The sequence below is a fragment of the Streptosporangium sp. NPDC053982 genome, from assembly GCF_055585205.1.
The window spans coordinates 445,496-462,988 of the sequence record NZ_JBVJKQ010000003.1; the positions used below are offsets into that span (position 1 = coordinate 445,496).

At 73.0% G+C, this 17,493-nt stretch carries 20 protein-coding genes; 6 read left to right on the plus strand and 14 right to left on the minus strand.

Annotated elements, in window-relative coordinates; genetic code table 11:
• Positions 1 to 116: 116 nt before the first annotated feature.
• The 4 genes from ACZ6W9_RS07280 to ACZ6W9_RS07295 all read right to left on the minus strand — a co-directional run bounded on the left by ACZ6W9_RS07280 (position 117) and on the right by ACZ6W9_RS07295 (position 5,015).
• Positions 117 to 1,181, minus strand: a complete 1,065-nt coding sequence (locus ACZ6W9_RS07280) for a threonine aldolase family protein (RefSeq protein ID WP_470116880.1) — start codon at positions 1,179 to 1,181, stop codon at positions 117 to 119.
• Positions 1,182 to 1,341: 160 nt separating this feature from the next.
• Complete coding sequence (locus tag ACZ6W9_RS07285) at positions 1,342 to 1,983, minus strand: SDR family NAD(P)-dependent oxidoreductase (protein ID WP_362928727.1); 642 nt, start codon at positions 1,981 to 1,983, stop codon at positions 1,342 to 1,344.
• A complete protein-coding gene (locus ACZ6W9_RS07290; RefSeq protein ID WP_389955247.1) occupies positions 1,980 to 4,052 on the minus strand; it encodes a DUF6421 family protein in 2,073 nt (690 codons plus the stop codon). The genes ACZ6W9_RS07285 and ACZ6W9_RS07290 overlap by 4 nt, the downstream gene beginning before the upstream one ends.
• Before the next feature lie 129 nt (positions 4,053 to 4,181).
• The gene (locus ACZ6W9_RS07295; protein WP_470116881.1) at positions 4,182 to 5,015 is read right to left on the minus strand and encodes a class I SAM-dependent methyltransferase; all 834 of its coding nucleotides are present in this window, start codon (positions 5,013 to 5,015) and stop codon (positions 4,182 to 4,184) included.
• 153 nt (positions 5,016 to 5,168) lie between these two features.
• Here ACZ6W9_RS07295 and ACZ6W9_RS07300 point away from each other — a divergent pair, with 153 nt between their 5' ends.
• Positions 5,169 to 5,846 carry a winged helix-turn-helix transcriptional regulator gene (locus tag ACZ6W9_RS07300; RefSeq protein WP_470116882.1) on the plus strand — a complete coding sequence of 226 codons (678 nt, stop codon included), beginning with the start codon at positions 5,169 to 5,171 and terminating at the stop codon, positions 5,844 to 5,846.
• Here the strand turns inward: ACZ6W9_RS07300 and ACZ6W9_RS07305 are convergent.
• The 6 genes from ACZ6W9_RS07305 to ACZ6W9_RS07330 form a co-directional block, all read right to left on the minus strand.
• Positions 5,843 to 7,381, minus strand: a complete 1,539-nt coding sequence (locus ACZ6W9_RS07305) for an RNA polymerase sigma factor (RefSeq protein ID WP_470116883.1) — start codon at positions 7,379 to 7,381, stop codon at positions 5,843 to 5,845. The genes ACZ6W9_RS07300 and ACZ6W9_RS07305 overlap by 4 nt on opposite strands.
• 4 nt (positions 7,382 to 7,385) lie before the next feature.
• Complete coding sequence (locus tag ACZ6W9_RS07310) at positions 7,386 to 7,721, minus strand: YciI family protein (RefSeq protein ID WP_389955258.1); 336 nt, start codon at positions 7,719 to 7,721, stop codon at positions 7,386 to 7,388.
• Positions 7,722 to 7,845: 124 nt separating this feature from the next.
• Positions 7,846 to 8,685, minus strand: a complete 840-nt coding sequence (locus tag ACZ6W9_RS07315) for a phosphotransferase family protein (RefSeq protein WP_389955263.1) — start codon at positions 8,683 to 8,685, stop codon at positions 7,846 to 7,848.
• Between the two features lie 108 nt (positions 8,686 to 8,793).
• Complete coding sequence (locus ACZ6W9_RS07320; protein ID WP_362928713.1) at positions 8,794 to 9,123, minus strand: glyoxalase superfamily protein; 330 nt, start codon at positions 9,121 to 9,123, stop codon at positions 8,794 to 8,796.
• 376 nt (positions 9,124 to 9,499) lie between these two features.
• A complete protein-coding gene (locus ACZ6W9_RS07325) occupies positions 9,500 to 9,703 on the minus strand; it encodes a DUF397 domain-containing protein (protein WP_389955267.1) in 204 nt (67 codons plus the stop codon).
• Positions 9,688 to 10,521, minus strand: a complete 834-nt coding sequence (locus ACZ6W9_RS07330) for a helix-turn-helix domain-containing protein (RefSeq protein WP_389955270.1) — start codon at positions 10,519 to 10,521, stop codon at positions 9,688 to 9,690. Before ACZ6W9_RS07330 ends, ACZ6W9_RS07325 begins: the two co-directional genes overlap by 16 nt.
• A gap of 141 nt (positions 10,522 to 10,662) precedes the next feature.
• Between ACZ6W9_RS07330 and ACZ6W9_RS07335 the strand changes: the two genes are divergently transcribed.
• Both ACZ6W9_RS07335 and ACZ6W9_RS07340 read left to right on the plus strand, forming a co-directional pair.
• Complete coding sequence (locus ACZ6W9_RS07335; RefSeq protein ID WP_389955273.1) at positions 10,663 to 11,214, plus strand: ATP-binding protein; 552 nt, start codon at positions 10,663 to 10,665, stop codon at positions 11,212 to 11,214.
• Positions 11,205 to 11,378: a hypothetical protein gene (locus ACZ6W9_RS07340; protein ID WP_389955275.1), complete on the plus strand. Its 174-nt coding sequence runs from the start codon at positions 11,205 to 11,207 to the stop codon at positions 11,376 to 11,378. Before ACZ6W9_RS07335 ends, ACZ6W9_RS07340 begins: the two co-directional genes overlap by 10 nt.
• A 26-nt stretch (positions 11,379 to 11,404) precedes the next feature.
• On the opposite strand, the gene ACZ6W9_RS07345 is transcribed toward ACZ6W9_RS07340, so the two are convergent.
• Complete coding sequence (locus tag ACZ6W9_RS07345) at positions 11,405 to 12,067, minus strand: rhomboid family intramembrane serine protease (RefSeq protein ID WP_389955278.1); 663 nt, start codon at positions 12,065 to 12,067, stop codon at positions 11,405 to 11,407.
• Between the two features lie 154 nt (positions 12,068 to 12,221).
• A complete protein-coding gene (locus tag ACZ6W9_RS07350) occupies positions 12,222 to 13,511 on the minus strand; it encodes an alpha/beta hydrolase family protein (protein ID WP_389955281.1) in 1,290 nt (429 codons plus the stop codon).
• A 160-nt stretch (positions 13,512 to 13,671) separates the two neighbouring features.
• Between ACZ6W9_RS07350 and ACZ6W9_RS07355 the strand changes: the two genes are divergently transcribed.
• The gene (locus ACZ6W9_RS07355; RefSeq protein ID WP_389955284.1) at positions 13,672 to 14,877 is read left to right on the plus strand and encodes a sensor histidine kinase; all 1,206 of its coding nucleotides are present in this window, start codon (positions 13,672 to 13,674) and stop codon (positions 14,875 to 14,877) included.
• Complete coding sequence (locus ACZ6W9_RS07360; RefSeq protein ID WP_389955287.1) at positions 14,874 to 15,542, plus strand: response regulator; 669 nt, start codon at positions 14,874 to 14,876, stop codon at positions 15,540 to 15,542. The genes ACZ6W9_RS07355 and ACZ6W9_RS07360 overlap by 4 nt, the downstream gene beginning before the upstream one ends.
• A gap of 52 nt (positions 15,543 to 15,594) precedes the next feature.
• Here the strand turns inward: ACZ6W9_RS07360 and ACZ6W9_RS07365 are convergent, their stop codons facing one another.
• Together ACZ6W9_RS07365 and ACZ6W9_RS07370 are read right to left on the minus strand one after the other, a co-directional pair.
• Positions 15,595 to 16,557, minus strand: a complete 963-nt coding sequence (locus tag ACZ6W9_RS07365) for a phosphotransferase family protein (protein ID WP_389955289.1) — start codon at positions 16,555 to 16,557, stop codon at positions 15,595 to 15,597.
• A 45-nt stretch (positions 16,558 to 16,602) separates the two neighbouring features.
• Complete coding sequence (locus tag ACZ6W9_RS07370; protein WP_389956350.1) at positions 16,603 to 16,947, minus strand: hypothetical protein; 345 nt, start codon at positions 16,945 to 16,947, stop codon at positions 16,603 to 16,605.
• Here ACZ6W9_RS07370 and ACZ6W9_RS07375 point away from each other — a divergent pair.
• Positions 16,886 to 17,410 carry a class I SAM-dependent methyltransferase gene (locus ACZ6W9_RS07375; protein WP_389956303.1) on the plus strand — a complete coding sequence of 175 codons (525 nt, stop codon included), beginning with the start codon at positions 16,886 to 16,888 and terminating at the stop codon, positions 17,408 to 17,410. The genes ACZ6W9_RS07370 and ACZ6W9_RS07375 overlap by 62 nt on opposite strands.
• Positions 17,411 to 17,493: the final 83 nt, after the last annotated feature.

A 17,493-nucleotide genomic window follows, 5' to 3' on the forward strand; every position in this document is an offset into this window, starting at 1 on the left:
GCCGGGCCGTACAACGCGAAACGGCCGCCGGTTCACGGCGGCCGTTCGGGTGCGCAGTCAGGCTGGCAAGCGGGTCCGCCGATGGGCGGCCCGCCACAGCCCTGTGCTGCGCGTCGTCATACGGAAGATCCTATCTCCTCGGCCACCGCGGCGGCAAAGGCGTCCACGTCGGCCTCCGTGGTGTCGAAGGCGGTCATCCAGCGCACCTCGCCGGTGGCCTCGTTCCAGGTGTAGAAGCGGTAGCGCTTCTGCAGGCGCTCGGTGACGTCGCGCGGCAGGATCGCGAAGACCGCGTTGGCCTCCACCGGCCGCGGCACCCGGACCCCCGGGATCTCCCGGACGGCGTCGGCGAGCCGCCGCGCCATGGCGAGGGCGTTGCCCGCGCTGCGCCGCCACAGGTCCCCGGCGAGCAGCGCCTCGAACTGCACCGAGACGAACCGCATCTTGGAGGCGAGCTGCATCTGGGTCTTGCGGATGTAGCGCAGACCGCGGACGGCGTCGGGGTTGAGCACCACGACGGCCTCGCCGAACATCATCCCGGCCTTGGTGCCGCCGAAGGACAGCACGTCCACGCCCGCGTCCGTGGTGAACGCGCGCATCGGCACGCCCAGCGCGGCGGCCGCGATCGTGATGCGGGAGCCGTCGAGGTGGACGAGCATGCCCAGGGAGTGGGCATGGTCGCAGACCGCCTTGATCTCCTCGGGGGTGTAGAGGGTGCCCAGCTCGGTGGACTGCGTGATCGAGACGACCTTGGGCTGGGCGCGGTGCTCGTCGCCGAAGCCCCACGCCTGGGTGTCGATGAGCTCGGGGGTGAGCTTGCCGTCCGGGGTGGGCACGGTCAGCAGCTTCAGGCCCGCCGCCCGCTCCGGCGCGCCGCCCTCGTCGGTGTGGATGTGCGCCGACTCGGCGCAGACCACCGCCTCCCAGTGCGCGGTCATCGCCCGCAGCGCCACCACGTTGGCGCCGGTGCCGTTGAACACGGGCCACACCTCGGCCGCCGGGCCGAAGTGCCGCCGGAAGACCTCCTGCAGCGCCTCGGTGTAGACGTCGGCGCCGTAGGCGATCTGGTGGCCCTCGTTGGCCAGGGCGATCGCCTGGAGGATCTCCGGGTGGACCCCTGCGTAGTTGTCGCTGGCGAAGCTCTTCACCAGCGGGTCGTGCCTGCGGATGGCGTCGGTCACGTGTCCCTCTCAAGCGGTACGGCCCGCCGTGCGCCGGCGGGCCGCTGTCGTGCGTCGCGTCCCCCGCCCGCGGGCGTGGGCCCCGTGCGGTGCGGCGCCCGGCTCCGGGCGCCGCACGTCGGTGCCGTCGTCGTCTGTGTCGGTGTCGTCCCCGCGGGCGCTACCCGCGGGTCAGGTCGATCCTGGTGCCGTTGGCGTCGGTCTCCCACAGCGCGTCGAACGCTCCGGCGAGGTCGGCGACGTCGGTGAAGCCGGGGAACTTCCGCTCCGGGCTCGCGGCGCGCATGGCGTCGTTCACCAGGGCCTTGACGACCAGGATATTCGCCGTGGCGTTCGTGCCGGACAGCGCGTCGGCGAAGGCCAGCGTCCACGCCTCGGAGGCGGCCTTGGCGGTGGCGTAGGCCGCGTTGCCCTGGGTGGGGTTCTGGGCGGCCGTGGCCGAGACGATGGCGAACCGGCCCCTCTCACTCGCCTTGAGCAACGGCTCGAAGGCGAGCGTGACGTGCTGGAGGGTGCGGATCAGCAGGTCGTGCAGGAGGTTCCAGTCCGAAAGCTTCGTCTCGGCGAAGGTCTTCCCGCCGCGCCAGCCGCCGACCAGGTGGGCGATGCCGTCCACCCGGCCGTGCTCGGCCTCGACGTCCCGGGCGAGCCTTTTGACGGCGTCGAAGTCGAGCAGGTCGACCGCGCGGTCGCCGTCGGCCCCGGCCCTGTCGACGCCGATGACGGTGTGGCCCTTGTCGGTGAAGCGGCGGACGAACGCCTGGCCCGTGGGTCCCGCCGCGCCCGCAACGAGGATGATCATGCTCGGATCCCCTTCGTGGAGTCGATGACGTCGGTGAGCTTACGACGCAGGGCCTCGTAGAACATGCTCAGGGGGAACTCGTCGGGCAGCACCGCGTCCACCACCGCCTTCGGGAAGCCCTCCACCGGCAGCGCGTCCACCCCGCGCGCCCAGACCGAGGCCGGGTGCGGCTCGACGTAGGCGGCGACGAGCTGGTGCGCGGCGAGCCAGTGGGCGAGCTTGGAGCGGTCGATGCCGTCGCGGTAGAGCTTCTCCACCTCCGTGCGCAGGTCGGCGACACCGCCGGCCACGCGGGTCCAGTCGACGCTCAGCCGGTTGTCGGTCCAGCGGACGATGTCGTTGCGGTGCAGGTAGGCGAAGAGGAGCTGCCCGCCCAGGCCGTCGTAGTTGCGGACCCGCTCGCCGGTGATCGGGAAGCGGAACAGCCGGTCGAACAGGATCGCGATCTGCACGTAGCGGGCGTGCGGCACGCCCTCGGCCTCCAGCTTCACCGCCTCGCCGTACGCGGTCAGGTCGCAGCGCAGCTCCTCCAGCGAGTAGAGCCAGTACGGCATGCGCTGCTTGATCATGAACGGGTCGAACGGCAGGTCGCCGTGGCTGTGGGTGCGGTCGTGGATCAGGTCCCACAGCACGAAGGTGTCCTGGGCCAGCTCCTGGGAGGCGACGAGCCGGGCGGCGTCCGGCGGCAGCGCCAGCTTCAGGGTGCTCGCGGCGGCGCCGCTGACCGCGCGGAACCGGGCCGCCTCACGGTCGGCGAAGATGCCGCCCCAGGTGAACCGGGGCGGGGTCTCGCGGACCGCGACGGTCTCGGGGAACAGCACCGCGGAGTTGGTGTCGTAGCCGGAGGTGAAGTCCTCGAAGGCGATCGGCACGAACAGCGCGTTGTCGTAGCGGGTGCGCTCCAGCTCGGCCAGCCACTCGGGCCAGATCGTGCGGATCCAGACGGCCTCCAGATAGCGGAAGGTCGTGCCGTTCTGGGTGTACATCGGGAAGACGACGAGGTGCTCCAGGCCGTCGACCCGCTGGGTGTCGGGGTGGAAGGCGTTGAGCGAGTCCAGGAAGTCGGGCACGCCCAGCCCCGCCTCGGCCCACCGGTTCAGGTCGGTGACGACCGCGGCGAGGTACGCCTCGTCGTGCGGGAAGCGGGGCGCGAGCCGGGTGACGTGGCCGGCGATCTCGGCGACCAGCTCCGCCGCCCGCTCGTGGTCGCGCTCGACCGAGCCGTCCTTGGCCTGGAGCGGCTTCAGCGCCTCGACGGCCTCCTTCAGCTCGCGGAAGGCGGCCCGCGCCTCCGTCTCGCCGGTGGCGGCGGCCCTGGCGGCGGGGATCCGCGCGGCCCAGGTGACGAGGTTGCCCCACAGCGCGGCGTGGTCGTAGTCGCCGATCGAGTCGTCGCCGAACAGGTCGGAGTCGGCGAGCACGACGACGCGGCCCTCGCCGTGCCGTACGGCCACGGCCAGCGGGCGGCCGGCGGGGTCGGCGGCGGGCGAGGTGGAGAACAGCACGGTCGCGTCCCCGGGGGCGGTGAGGACCCCGGCACGGTAGAAGCAGGCGCGGCGGGCGCCGGCCAGCGGGTCCTCGCCCTCGGCCGCGGCGGGCGTGCCGAGGACCCAGGCGGCCACGCCGTTGTGGGCGTTGCGCGGGTCCTGGACGGTGAGGTGCTCGACGCCGACGCCGAAACGGGCGAGCAGGTCGGTGAGGTTGCTGCCGTACTTCTCCTGCTCGCACTCGGCGAGCACGACCAGGCCGCCGCCGCCCCGGACGTGCTCCTCGATCGCGTCGAGCTCCTCCACGGGGAAGACCGGGCTGCCCAGGCCGGTGGTGCGCTCCCAGCGGCCGGCCGACGGGTGGGCGATCACGAAGACGTCCTGTCCCGCCAGCAGGGCCGGGGTGACCGGCCCCTCGGTGTGCGCGGCCACGGTGTGGCCGAGGCGGCGCAGGACGTCGGCGGCACGGGCGTAGCTGTTGTCGTCGGGATGGCCTGGATTCATCGTCTCGGCGACCTCCCGGCGGATCGTCCATGACTCGCTGTGTGCTTCGTCGAAGAGCACCCGCGGGAACGCTCGCACGATAAATCCTCCCTCAGATGAGACCCAATTACGGAAAATATACACACTATGCCCGAATTTTGGCACATCCCTTACGGCGAGCGGTGGGAGGGGCGCCCGCACAGGCACTCCGGGTGGGCGGTCTCGCCGTCAGCCTCGCCTGCGCGCCGTGAGGAGGAGGTACTCCCACTCCATCGTCGCCCCCTCCCGCATATGGGCTCGGGCCAGCTCGGTGAGAGCCCGGTCCAGGGCTGCGGCCCGGCCGGGATCCCCGGCCACCCCCCGGTAGGCGGCGACGGTCGGTCCGTAGTTGGCCTTGAAGTAGTCGAGGAAGGCGGCTGGGTGGGCGAACCGGTCGATCGTGACCGTCCGCCGGCGCGCGGCGACATCGGTGACCGCGTCCCCGAGCAGCGCCCGGACGTGGTCCTCGCTGCCCCACAGCGGCGGGGGTTGCGCGCCGGGCGGAGGCGGCGGCGCGTACGGCCTCATCGCCGCGAACATCTGGCCGACGAACCCCTCCGGCGTCCAGTTGATCAGGCCGATCACTCCGCCCGGACGGCAGACCCGGACCAGCTCGTTCGCGGCGGCCTGATGGTGGGGAGCGAACATGACCCCGACGCAGGACATGACCGTGTCGAACTCGCCGTCGGCGTACGGCAGTGCCTCCGCGTCGGCCTGCCGCCACTCGAGCACCGCGCCGCGCCGCTCCGCCACGGCCCGTCCGGCCTCCAGCAGTTCCGGGGTGAGGTCGCCGGCCACCACGTCCGCCCCGGCCAGTGCCGCGGGGATGGCCGCGTTCCCGGACCCGGCGGCCACGTCCAGCACCCGGTGCCCCGGTCCCACGCCGCACGCCTCGACCAGGATCTCACCCAGCCCGGGGATGACCTCGGCGGCGACCGCGGGATAGTCGCCCAGCGCCCACATGGCGCGGTGCCGGGCCTTCAGGTCGCGGTCGGCCTGCGGCGGATCGCTCTGTGCGGTCATGGCGTCTCTCCCTCGTCGTGATCCGCGATGGACTGGAACCGACGGTAAGGAGCCACGGGGGCGCCATCCAGTACACGATCTGTACCGGCGTCCGCCGGGACCCGGCACGCCTCCCCCCTGGCGTTCATGACGGGCGGGATCCAGACTGCGGGCATGGGCTCCTCGTACCACCAGTTCTGCCCGGTCGCCAAGGCCGCCGAACTGCTCGACGAACGCTGGACGCTGCTCGTCGTCCGGGAACTGGTGTGCGGCACCGAGCGTTTCAACGATCTGCGCCGCGGCCTGCCGCGCATGTCCCCCACGTTGCTGTCCCGGCGGCTGCACCGGCTCACCCGGGCCGGCATCGTGGAGAGGCACGTCAGGGACAACGAGGTGCGGTACGTCCTGACCCGGGCCGGGCACGAGCTGCGGCCGATGATCGAGGCGCTCGCCGCCTGGGGCGTCCGCTGGATCGGGGAGCTGGGCGACGACGACCTGGACCCGAAGCTGCTGCTGTGGGACATGCACCGCAACGTCGACCTGTCCGCCGTCCCGGACGGGCGGACGGTCGTCGAGTTCCGGTTCCCGGACGCGCCGCCCGGCGGCCGCGACTGGTGGCTCGTGATCACGCGCGACGAGGTCGACGTCTGCGACACGGACCCCGGCCACGCCGTGGCCGTCACGGTCACCGCCGACGTGCGCAGCATGGTCGGGATCTGGCGCGGCGAGCTGAGCTGGCCGGACGCGCTGCGCGCCCACGCGGTCGAGGTACGGGGGCCCGAGGCGCTGCGCCGCGCCGTACCCCGGTGGTTCACCCTCCCCGGATGGGCCTCCGTGCCCCGGCCCGCCTAGATCCTGTTCTGTGGATCTTCTCCCGTGGGTCCTCCCGCCGGCCGATCCGCCGGACGACGACGCGCCGCCTCGTCGGCGCGGTCGAGCAGCGCCCGGCGTTCGGGTTCGGAGTGGGCCGCGGCGGCGGCCCGCCGGAACAGGACGGCGGCCCGGTCACCGTCTCCGGGATCTCCCCGGCGGGCGGTGAGGTCGGCTTCCGCGGCGACGGCGAGAGGATGGCCTTCCAGGGCGCCTCCGGCGCGGATCCGGGCGAGCAGGGCCAGCCCGGCCCCCGGCCCGTGCGCGTAGCCGTGCGCCACCGCGCGGTTCAGCTCGACCACCGGTGAGGGCTGGATCCCGGCCAGCCGGTCATAGCACGCGGCGATGGCCGGCCAGTCGGTGGCGCCGGCGGAGACGGCGGTGGCGTGACAGGCGGCGATCCGCGCCTGCAGCGCGTACGGACCGTCCTGCGGCGCATACGGATCATCCCTCGGCGCGTGCCGGCCGTCCCGCGGCGCGTGCGAGCCGTCCCGCGGCGCGTGCGGGCGGTCCCGCGGCGCGTACAGGTCGTCCTGCGGCGTCTCCGTGAGGAGGCGCAGGCCCTCGGTGATCGCGTCGCGGTCCCAGCGGCGCCGGTCCTGTCGGTCCAGGGCCAGGAGATCGCCGTGGTCGTCGCGGCGGGCGTCGCGCCGGGAGTGCTGGAACAGGAACAGCGCCAGCAGCGCGGTCACCTCGCCCTCACCGGGCATGAGCTCCCTCAGCAGCCGGGCCAGGCGGATCGCCTCGTCGGCGAACGCGGGCCGGCCGTCCGCGTTGTAGCCATGGGTGAACAGCAGGTACAGCACGGCCAGGACGCCGGGGAGCCGCTCGGCGAGCGCCGGGCCGGTCGGCACCCGGTACGGGATCCCGGCATCGGCGATCCTCGTCTTGGCCCGGGTCAGGCGGCGGGTCATGGCCGACTCGCCGACCAGGAAGACCCGCGCGATGTCGGCGGTCGGCACCCCGCAGACCGTCCGCAGCGTCAGCGCCACCCGCGCCTCCAGGGAGAGCGCGGGATGGCAGCAGGTGAAGATCAGCCGCAGCCGATCGTCCACGACCTCGTCCCCGGGCTCTTCCGGGGACGAGACCGGGTCGGTGAGGGCGAGCGCCGCCACCTCGGCCAGCTTGCGGCGCTCGACCGACGCGCGGCGCAGCACGTCGATCGCGCGGTTGCGGGCCACCGTCATCAGCCAGCCGCCCGGATTGCCCGGCACGCCCTCCCGCGGCCACCGCCACAGGGCGAGCGCCAACGCCTCCTGGGCGCAGTCCTCGGCCAGCGTCCAGTCGGAGGTGACGCGGATCAGCGCGGCGACGATCCGCGGGCGGGCGTCGACGCCCGCGGCCGCGACGGCACCGGCCACGGCGTCCGCGGACGCCGTGACTCCGGACACCGTGGACGCCGCAGCTTCGGGCACCGTGGACGCCGCGGCCGCGGACGCCTCGGTTCCGGGCGTCGTGGACGTCGTCGCGGCCTCAGGCGTCATGGCCGCCGCGGCCGCGGGCGTCTCATCGGTCACGCCGTCAGTCGGCCAGGTCGATCAGCGGGCGCAGCTCCAGCCGCCCGTTGCGGGCCATCGGGTGGGCGCGGGCCACCTCGATCGCCTCGTCCAGGTCCGCGCACTCCAGCAGGTCGTAGCCCACGATCACCTCCTTGGTCTCCGCGAACGGCCCGTCGGATACCAGCAACCGGCCGTTGCGGACCCGGACCGTGGTGGCCGCGGACGTCGACCCCAGCACGCTGCCGTCCAGGCGGCGGCCCCGGGAGTCGTTCTCGGCGACCCACTTCTCGATGTCGGGCATGTCGACGGTGTCGGTGTCGGGCTCGGCGTCGCTGCACACGAACATCATGTACTTCATCTTCACGGCTCCTCGGTGTCTCCTGTCGCTCCCCGGTACCGGGGCTCATCACGATGACGGACCGGCCCCCCGCTTCCGGACAGGATCGCACCGGAAATCTTCCGGTAATCCGTACGGCCGGCGCTCAGCCGTACTGCTCCAGCCAGGCGACGATGTGCTCTACATAGCTCTCGGCGTTCCCCAGGGGCGCGCCGTCGAGGGCCGCGACGAGGTGGGTGACACCGAACGTACGGTCCCAGACCCGGGCGCGGCGGTAGGTGCCGCCGTCCACGGCGGCACGGACGTTGTCCCAGCCGTGCACCCATCCCATGAAGGCGGCGTCGACCGCCGGGTCGAACAGGTGGGCGCGGTCCCAGTCCAGGACGCCGACCAGCTTGCCGTCCTCACCCCAGTGGACGTTGCCGCCGCCGAGATCGCCGTGGACGAGGGCGTCGGGGACCTCCTCCAGGGCCATCGCGTCGTCGAGACGCCGCCGGCCCTCCTCCCGCCACCTGGCGGGCAGGCGCGGGAGCACCTCCTCGGCGAGGATCTCCGACCAGTGGTGGCCGCCGGTGAAAGTGCGCGGCTCGCCCAGCACCGCCTTCAGCTCCGTGGTGACGGGAAGCTCCCGCAACGCCCGCAGCAGCTCGCCGATCCCCTCCGGGTCGCCCACGTCGTCGGGCATCGCGGCGCCGTCCAGCCACGAGACGGCGACGGCCGCGCGCTCCCCGAACATCGTCACCGGCGTCAACGGCTCCGGCACCGCGAACGGCAGACCGGCCGCGGCGACCACCCGCAGGATCTCGGTACGGCGCGGCAGCGCGGCGGCCCCCGACGGGCGTTTGGTGACCCGCACGGCCGCGACCCCGGGAAGCAGGACGACGTCGTGGATCCCGCCGCCGAAGAGGCGGGCCGTGTCGAGCGGAGCGCCCGGCAGCAGGGCGTCGGCGATCTCCAGCAGCTCGGCGGGCACCGGCTCGTTCACTTTCCGCTCCTCCGTCAGGTCCTCGGGATGCCGGCCCGCCCCCGTCAGGCCGCTGAAATGGCAACCCGTCTCCTCCGTCAGGCCGTCAAGACGCCAGCCCGTCCCCCGTCAGGCCGTCGAGACGCCGACCCGGATGCGGTTGCCGTCGGGATCGCGGATCTCGGCCTCGCGGCCCCAGGGCAGGTCCCGCGCCGTGACGCCGAACTCGGCGGCCACGGCGTCGACGTCGGCCACCCGAAGGTACAGCAGTGTGCCGGGACGCGCGTCACCCCCGTGCTCGGACAGGAAGATCCGCATCCCGTCCCGGGCGATCTCGACGAAAGCGGGAAGGTCCGGCTCGAATCGGTGCTCCCACTGCTTGGTGAATCCCAGCCGCTCGTACCACCCGACCGCCACCGCGGCGTCCTCGACCCGCAGCACGGGGATCAACTCATCCATGTGATCATCTTCGCAGATCGCTACGAATGGGGCTCGGAGTCCGTGCCTTACGGGTGGTCGGCTTCCGGCAGCCCGCAGGACGGAGGCCGACGGCTACGGCAGCAACGTGAAGTGGCCGCCCTGTGAGTTCTTCACGGCCCCGAAGTGTCGATGATCTATAGTGGCGATTTCCTGAACACGAAGTCTCTCCGCGACCGCGATCACGGACGCGTCCACCGCCCCGAGGGAAAGTTCGCGTACTCAACTACAAGATCAGCAGGAGCTGTTGGGGCATGACACCGGTACGGCCTCGCTTGGTTCATGCCTTAGCGTCCAGGTGGTCCCACAGGTATGACGGCTTCGGGAGTTGGACGTCTGAGCTTCGCCCTGGCCCAGATCAGACGGTGTCGTCGGTGCGGACCCAGCGGGTGAAGGCCGCCCACTCCCCCGGCGTGAACACCAACGCCGGACCCGACGGATCCTTACTGTCCCGCACACCCACCCGGCCACCGGACAGCTTCGCGACCTCCACGCAGTCGCCGCCGTTACCGCCGGAGAACGGCGACTTCACCCACACGGCCTCGATCAGCTCGCGGTCCATCGGTCCCTCGTCTCCCTGATCAGCTCCAGTGACGCCCGCTGGGGAAGCGCCTCGGAACGGATCGCCTCGTATTTGACGGTGATGTCGGCGACGTCGACGGGCCGGTCGGTGACCTGCGCCTGACCGGCCGACTCCATGTAGACAGTATTTGTCAGCCCCCGCACCTGTGCAATGGCGAAGGCTCCCAGCAGGCCGACGGTGGCGCCCGCGTCGAACGGCACCACCTGGATGGTGACGTGCGGCAGGGCGGCGGCCTCCAGCAGGCGGTCCAGTTGCGCCGCCATGACCGCGTCATCGGCGACCGGCCGGGTGAGCACGCCCTCGTCGAGGACGACCCAGAGCATGGGCGGGTCGTCCCGCTCCAGGATGCGCTGCCGGTCCAGCCGGGCGGCCACGTCCTTCTCCACCTTCTCCGCCGTGGCTCCCGGCTCGTTGACGAAGAGGACCCTCGCGTACTCGGCCGTCTGCAGCAGCCCGGGGACGAGGAGCGGCTGCCAGGTGCGCAGACTCTCGGCGGCCTGCTCGATCTCGGCCCACGGCCGGAACCACGCCGGGAGCTGGGCCGAGACGTTGTCGATCATCTCTTTGATTCGGATCAGCGCGCCACCCACGCCCAGCGCCTGGTCGCAGCGGCGGGCGAACTCCTCGGTCGGCGGGCGGCAGCCGGTCTCGGCCATGGAGACCGTGGTCAGCGCGAACCCGGCCCGCCTGGCCAGGTTGTCCTGGGTCAGACCGGCCTCCTGCCGGTATCTCCGCAGCTCGTAGCCGAAGAAGGCCACCGGTGACTTCGTGGGGTCGAGATCCTTGGGGCCGGGCACGGGTGGATCACCTCGTTTCGCCTGAGGTTTCGCGGGATGCGTGGAACGGACCGCAGCCGTTCGCATACCCAATGTATCCGGCCGATGCCATGCTGCGAAGGCGCAATAGAAAAATCGTCGGCGGAGGCGGAGCAGGTGAGAATGAATCGCGCGACCGATTCCACGGGCGGACCCGCGCAAGAATGCACGAAGGTCCTCGGGGAGGCGTATCTGAAAACCGATCCGTCGTCCGCCGCCCACGCTCGCGCCCGAATAGCGGAATGGATCGGCGCGGACCACCCGGCTTATGAGAACGTACGGCTGGCGGCCTCGGAACTCGTCACGAACGCGGTCGTGCACGCCCGCCCGGCCGGGCCGTACGACCTGGTTCTGCTCGTCCTCGCCCGCGCGGGCGATCTGCTGCGCGTCGAGGTGACCGACCCGGGCGGCGTCCCGTGGGACCCGCGCGTGCCGCGCGCCGTACCGGACGACCAGGAGCGCGGGCGCGGCCTGGCCATCGTCGCGGAGCTGTCCCGGGGCCACTGGGGAGTTCGCGGCCACGGGACGCGGGGCCGTACGGTCTGGTGCGCCCTCGACGCCCGCCCGGCCCGGGACGAGGACGCCGGTCCAGGTCCGCGCGGGGAGGCCCGCCCGACGTCGGACGGCGACGCCCGCCCGGCCCCGGACGAGCGGGAGGCGCGGGCGTGCGGGTGATCGTCATAATGGACCGCGACGGGGTACGGATAACCGTCCCGGGACAATGCGGCGTCCTTTTCGGATTCGACGCCTGGGCGGATTTCCTCCGCCGCGCCAAGAAAGGCTTCTTCGACCCGTTCCCGGCCGACGGAGAAAAGCCGGGGAATCGCTCCGGCTCCTGAGCGGAGCAGAAAGCGCCGTACGGCCGTCAGAGGCCGAGGTCGTCCAGTTCCTTCAGCAGCGCGGACCTCGGCTCCCGCTGCGGGGTGGTCGGGACCGGGCGGGGGCGGGAGCGGCGGTCGCGGAACAGCCAGCCGCCGGCCAGCCCGGCGAGGAAGCCGAACACGTGGGCCTGCCAGCCGACGCCCTCCTCGGGCAGCAGCCCGGCGAACTGGTAGGCGAAGCACAGGGCCATGACCACGCCGACCACGATGTCGATCAGGTGCCGGTCGAACGCGCCGCGCACGAGGACATAGCCGAAGTAGCCGAAGACGACGCCGCTCGCGCCCGCGCCGACACTCTGCGGGCTGGAGGTGAACCAGGCGCCGAGGCCGCTGACCAGGACGATGAACCCCGTGACCCCGAGGAACCTCCGGACACCCCGGTAGGCCGCCAGGAACCCGAAGACGAACAGCGGCCCGGAGTTGCCCTCGATGTGGTCCCAACTGAAGTGCAGGAACGGGGCCGAGAGGATGTCGGGCAGGCTCTCCGGGTGCCACGCCTGGATGCCGTGCTCGTAGCTCAGCTCGTAGCCCGACAGCCAGTTGGCGACCTGCAGCGCCCAGATGAGGGCCAGGAAGCCGACCATCACCCAGAACGCCTTGCGGGCCTCCGCGACCATGATCTCCGCTGTGCGGCCCTCGGTCTCCATCCGGTTCCTCCCTGGCTGTCCCGATGCTGGAAGATCAGTATCCAGCCATCGGCTCCGTCGGACGTCCGTTTCGCCGACCCCGGCACGGCGACGACAGGCCGGTGTGGGCCTCCTGCCGATGCGGCGGACCGCGCGGACGAGGTCGCGGACGAGGTCAGGGGATGAGGGAGACCTCGGGGAAGCGGGTGCCGGGGCCATCGAACAGGTGGGTCGGCCTGCCCCGCAGGTGCAGGTCGAAGAAGGCCCCGACGTAGGCCCGCTGGGCCGCCACCGAACGGCCGGGATCGATGGTGCCCACGTAGTCCGCGAGCGGCACCCCGGGGAGCTTGGCCGCGATCTGCGGCAGCAGCGGCTGGAGGTCGGTGAACGAGCCGTGGACCGCGCCTTTGAAGCGCAGTTCCCGCTTCCATCCGGTCGAGGCCCGCCAGAACGACTTCCAGCCCGGCTCGCCGTCACGCGTGTGGGTCTCGGCCGCCAGCTGCAGGAACGGCCTGTTCACGCCGCGGGTGGCCACCGGGCCGACATAGGCGCCGTCGAGGTTGACGCCCGCGTCCACGCGGGTGTCCACCCGTGTCAGCTGCGCGGCGACCGACCCGCCCAGCGACTGTCCCAGCACCCCCACCCGAGAGGTGTCGGGCGCGCCGAGCATCCCCGCGGGCGGTCTGCCGCCGATCGGGCGGCCGTGGGCCAGGGCGGTGATCCGGTCCAGGACGTAGCGCATGTCCGCCAGGCGCGCCGCCGCGTGCCGGGCGAGCAGCCTGGCGATGACCTTCGGTGTCAGCTTCGCGGGCAGCGGCAGGGCGCGCACCAGACGCCGGCCGGGGAACTCCACCTGGTCGGCTTCATAGGTGTGGTCGACGGTGACGACCAGGTAGCCGCGCGAGGCCAGGTCCTCGACCAGGGTGGTGCCCAGCGTGCGCGGCCCGCCGTCTCCCGAACCGAACAGCACCACCGGCAGCCTGCCCGCACGCGGCTCGACCGGCGCGCCCACGCGGGCATGTGTGCGGGTGGCGGCCCAGGCGACGCCGCCCTCGGCGATGCCCAGAGGCGGCGCCGAATGCCGGTCCCAGTCGGCGGCGGCCAGCGGCGCCATGTGCGGCGCGAGCGGTCCGCCGCCCGTCGCGGGGTACCACAGGCTGATCATCAGTTCCCGGTACGGCTTGGCCGCAACCAGCGGGTCGGGCCGCGAGCGGTCGACCAGCCGCATGGCCACGGTCCCGACCGGATAGGGGCCGCCGGGCGCGGGCAGGCTCACCCCGACCGGGCTTCCGGCGGCGGCGGCCGCGGGCGTGGAGGCCGCCAGCACCAGTACGGCCAGCCCCGCGACCCTGCCCGCGGCTTTCGGGACGGCGGACGCCTGGCCCCTGGAAACCGCGGACGGCCCGGTGCCTCTGACGCCCCTGACGCCTCTGGCCAGATCCGTATTTTTCGTGATGAAGGCCATGCGAAAACTCCTCGAACGGGAAGGGATGTCCCGACGAGGCTGGCAGCCGGGCACGCCCGCGGGCCAGCGGCGGAGGTCGCACGCGCCCATGCGACTTTCGGATGACGGTCATCCCCGGGGAGGATCGGAAACCGGCCCGGGGAAACCTAGGGTGAGGTGCATGAGACCAGCCGGTCATCCGGCGGCCCGCCTCACCGCGCTGAGCCGATGGCCGGCCGTGCCCGCCGACGCGCTGCTCGCCGCCGCGTTGCTCCTGGCCACGCTCGGACCCGGCCGGGTGCCGGAGGGTCCCCCGTGGCTGCTCGCGCTGCAGACGGCGCTGGTGGCGCCGCTGGCCTGGAGGCGGCGCGCTCCGATGACGGTCCTGGGTGCGATCGGCCTCGCCGCCGCCGTCCAGTGGGCGCTGGACGTGCAGCTTCCCGCCGACGCCGCCCTCCTGGTGGCCCTGTACACGGTCGCCGCGCGCCGCCCTTGGCGCCACGCCCTGACGGCGGCGCTCGCGCTGCAGGCCGGGGTGCTGCTGGCCGCCGCCCGTTGGGCGCCGCCCGGCCTGTTCCCCCTCACGGCGGCCGCGCTGAGCGCGATGGCCGCCGCCGCCCTCATGACCGGCCGGTGGACGCGGGTACGGCGGGCCTACGTGACCTCCCTGGAACGCGACCGCGAGCAGCGAGCGCGGCTGGCCGTCGCCGGGGAACGCGCGCGGATGACCCGCGACATGCACGACATCGTCACCCACAACCTGTCGGTCATGGTGGCGCTGGCCGACAGCGCCGCCCACGTCCGGCACAGCGCGCCGGACCGGGCCGCGGCGGCGATGGAGCAGGTCGCCGCGACGGGACGCCAGGCCCTGCAGGACATGCGCCGTTCCCTGGGCGACGGCCGCGCCGCCTCGGACGAGGACCGCCCCGGGGAGACGCTTCGGCCCGCGCCCGGAATCGCCGAGATCGGCCCGCTGGCCGAGCGGATGCGCGCGGCCGGGCTGGCGACGTGTGTCCGGGTGGCCGGTGACACCGGGCCGGTTCCCGCCGCCGCCCAGCTGACGATCTATCGGCTGGTCCAAGAGGCGCTGACGAACACGCTGCGGCACGCACCCGGCGCCCGCGCCGACGTGCGGGTCGCGGTGTCGCCACGCCGCGCCGAGGTGGAGGTCACCGATGTCCGTGACCCGGCCGTGCCCGCCGCCCCCGGATCCCCCGACGCCGGGGCCCGGGTGTCCGCGTCCCGCTCCGGGCTCCGGGGCGACGGGCGCGGGATCGCGGGCATGCGGGAACGGGTGGCCGCCTACGGCGGGACCCTGGACGCCGGACCGGTGCCGGGCGGCGGATGGCGGGTGCTGGCCGTACTGGACCTGGGGGCGCCGCGATGATCCGGCTGCTGATCGCCGACGACGAGGCGCTGCTGCGGATGGCCTTCCGCATGGTCTTCGACGCCGAACCGGACATGGAGGTGGCCGGGGAGGCGGCTGACGGTGAGGAGGCGGCCCGGCTGGCGCGGCGTCTGTGCCCGGATGTGGTGCTGATGGACGTGCGCATGCCCGGCCTGGACGGCATCGAGGCGACCCGCAGGATCGTGCGCGACAGCCCGCGCTCGCGCGTGCTCATCCTGACCACCTTCGATCTGGACGAGTACGCCTTCGCCGGGCTGCGGGCCGGAGCGGCCGGGTTCCTGCCGAAGAACACCCGGCCGCAGGAGCTGCTGAGCGCGATCCGCGACGTCGCGGCGGGAGAGGCGGCGCTGTCGCCACGCGTCACCCGCCGCGTGCTGGAGAGGTTCGCGCCGCGGATGACGCCGGGGCCCGCCGAGCGGGACGAACGGCTGGCGCGGCTGACCACGCGGGAACACGAGGTGCTGGTGCAGGTGGCGCACGGGCTGTCCAACGCCGAGGTCGCCGCGGCGTTGCACCTGGCCGAGGCGACGGTCAAGACGCATCTGAGCCGCGTGCTGGTCAAGCTCGGGTTGCGTGACCGCGCCCAGGTGGTGGTCTTCGCCTACGAGAGCGGCCTCATCCGTCCCGCCGGCCCCGGCCCTTGACCACGCCACACCGCCGAAGCCTCTATGACCGGGTCCGCCGCCCGGCCCCCGGTTACGGATGGAGATGCGGCAGGCGGGTGCGGAGCCATTCCAGGGCGGCCCGGCCCTGGGCCGCCTGGAAGGCGCGCAGGGTGGGCAGGCCCGGCGGGGCGGGCCGCAGGGAGTAGTCGACGAAGAAACCGGCGGTCGCGGCCAGCACCGCCGTCACCGCCTCCGGGTCGGCGTCCCGGGCGACCGGGCGGGCGGCGAAGACCTCCTCGCACGGCGGGCCGCCCTGCATCCGGACGCTGGGCAGCATCATCAGCACGTCGAGCCACGGCGCCCCGACGAACGCCCAGGGCCAGTCGACGACCATCACCTCGTGCGGGGTGAGCAGCAGGTTGTCGGCCCGGATGTCGCCGTGGACCAGGGAGTCCCCGGCCGCGGCGGCCGTCCAGCCCGCCTCCAGGTCCGCCAGCGCGTCCAGGTGGCGCGCGGCCCACGGGTCGAGCCCGGCCGGGTCGCCGGCGCCCTCGTCGCGGGCCGCGACCAGTCGCCGCCATCCCTGGAACTGCTCGCCGAACCGTTCCTCGGGGGTCGGCGCCGCGACGGGCGAGGGTGTCAGCACGGCGGCCAGCCGGTCCAGGGCGTCCAGCACCCGCTCCAGTTCGGCGGCGTGCCACGGCTCGGCGGGTGGGTGGCCGTCCACGTCCTCGAACAGCAGCGCCACCCAGCCGCCGGAGTCGAAGGAGGCCAGCAGCCTGGGCGCGGGCGCGGCGGCGGGGAGCGCCGCGGCGACGCGGACCTCCTGCCGGTGGATGTCCGCGCTGTGCGGGTTCGGCTCCGGGCCGACGGCCTTGGCGAACGCGCGCCGCCCGTCGGCCAGCCTCAGCCGTACGGCGGCGCCGGGTGAGAACCCTCCGGTCTGCGTCACGGCCTCGGCGACCGGGGCGCCCAGGTGGTCCTCGACGGCTTGACGGATCTTCGCCGGTACGGCCTGCCAGGGCAGGCGGACACCGGCGGCGGGAACGCTCATCTCCTCATCCTGGCGAAAGCGGGGCCTCGGGTTCCATCCGTTTCCTCAGCCGCCGACGCGGGCGCCGAAACCCTTTGGACAAGCCGTGCGTCCGCTGCCACCGTTGCCGTCATGTGGCAGGACGAGCTTTGGGACGCCGAGACCGCTCAACGCCATGACCCGCCGGGTACCGGCATGTTCGCTCCCGAGGTCCTGGGACCGGCCGTGGACCGCCTTGCCGGACTCGCGGAGAGCGAACGGGCGCCGGAGTTCGCCGTCGGAACCGGTCGCGTGGCCGTACCGCTCGCCGAACGGGGTGTCCGTCACCGGCATCGAACTGTCGGCTCCGATGGTCGACCGGTTGCGGGCGAAGGCGAACGAGACGACGATCCCGGTGATCGTCGGTGACATGGCGACCACCGTCGCGCCGGGGGAGTACACGCTCGTCCATCTCGTCTACAACACGATCTCCGACCTGCTCACCCAGGCCGAGCAGGTCCAGTGCTTCCGCAACGCCGCCCGTCACCTCGCCCCCGGAGGCCGGTTCGTGATCGAGCTGTGGGTGTCGGAGCTACGCAGCCTCCCCCCGGGACGGCAGGCCGTGGTCTGGAACCACCGACCCGGCTACATCGGCCTGGACACCTACGACGTTCTGCGCCAGCACGTCATATCCCACCACTTCCGATTCGACGAGAGCAGACAGGCCCGGTTGTCCCGCAGCCCGCACCGATACATCTGGCCGGTCGAGCTCGACCTCATGGCTCAGCTGGCCGGATTCGAGTCGGAGAGCAGGCACGCCGACTGGTCTGGGACGGAGTTCGCCGCCGGCTCACCGTCCCACGTGTCCGTCTACCGCCTCCCGCTGGACGGCTAGCCCACCCGGCGGCCCCGGATGCGCGGCATCGGCGAGAAACCCGGACGACGTCCTGCGGGCCGGCCCGGACCGGTCACCACCGG

Coding starts and splice junctions, on each gene's coding strand:
- ACZ6W9_RS07345 (WP_389955278.1), bottom strand. CDS start 12,067: ATGGAGACCGAGGGCCGCACAGCGGAGATCATGGTCGCGGAGGCCCGC.
- ACZ6W9_RS07300 (WP_470116882.1), top strand. CDS start 5,169: ATGGGCTCCTCGTACCACCAGTTCTGCCCGGTCGCCAAGGCCGCCGAA.
- ACZ6W9_RS07325 (WP_389955267.1), bottom strand. CDS start 9,703: ATGGACCGCGAGCTGATCGAGGCCGTGTGGGTGAAGTCGCCGTTCTCC.
- ACZ6W9_RS07320 (WP_362928713.1), bottom strand. CDS start 9,123: ATGGATGAGTTGATCCCCGTGCTGCGGGTCGAGGACGCCGCGGTGGCG.
- ACZ6W9_RS07285 (WP_362928727.1), bottom strand. CDS start 1,983: ATGATCATCCTCGTTGCGGGCGCGGCGGGACCCACGGGCCAGGCGTTC.
- ACZ6W9_RS07365 (WP_389955289.1), bottom strand. CDS start 16,557: ATGAGCGTTCCCGCCGCCGGTGTCCGCCTGCCCTGGCAGGCCGTACCG.
- ACZ6W9_RS07370 (WP_389956350.1), bottom strand. CDS start 16,947: ATGTCACCGACGATCACCGGGATCGTCGTCTCGTTCGCCTTCGCCCGC.
- ACZ6W9_RS07335 (WP_389955273.1), top strand. CDS start 10,663: ATGAATCGCGCGACCGATTCCACGGGCGGACCCGCGCAAGAATGCACG.
- ACZ6W9_RS07295 (WP_470116881.1), bottom strand. CDS start 5,015: ATGACCGCACAGAGCGATCCGCCGCAGGCCGACCGCGACCTGAAGGCC.
- ACZ6W9_RS07375 (WP_389956303.1), top strand. CDS start 16,886: ATGGTCGACCGGTTGCGGGCGAAGGCGAACGAGACGACGATCCCGGTG.
- ACZ6W9_RS07360 (WP_389955287.1), top strand. CDS start 14,874: ATGATCCGGCTGCTGATCGCCGACGACGAGGCGCTGCTGCGGATGGCC.
- ACZ6W9_RS07350 (WP_389955281.1), bottom strand. CDS start 13,511: ATGGCCTTCATCACGAAAAATACGGATCTGGCCAGAGGCGTCAGGGGC.
- ACZ6W9_RS07355 (WP_389955284.1), top strand. CDS start 13,672: ATGAGACCAGCCGGTCATCCGGCGGCCCGCCTCACCGCGCTGAGCCGA.
- ACZ6W9_RS07310 (WP_389955258.1), bottom strand. CDS start 7,721: ATGAAGTACATGATGTTCGTGTGCAGCGACGCCGAGCCCGACACCGAC.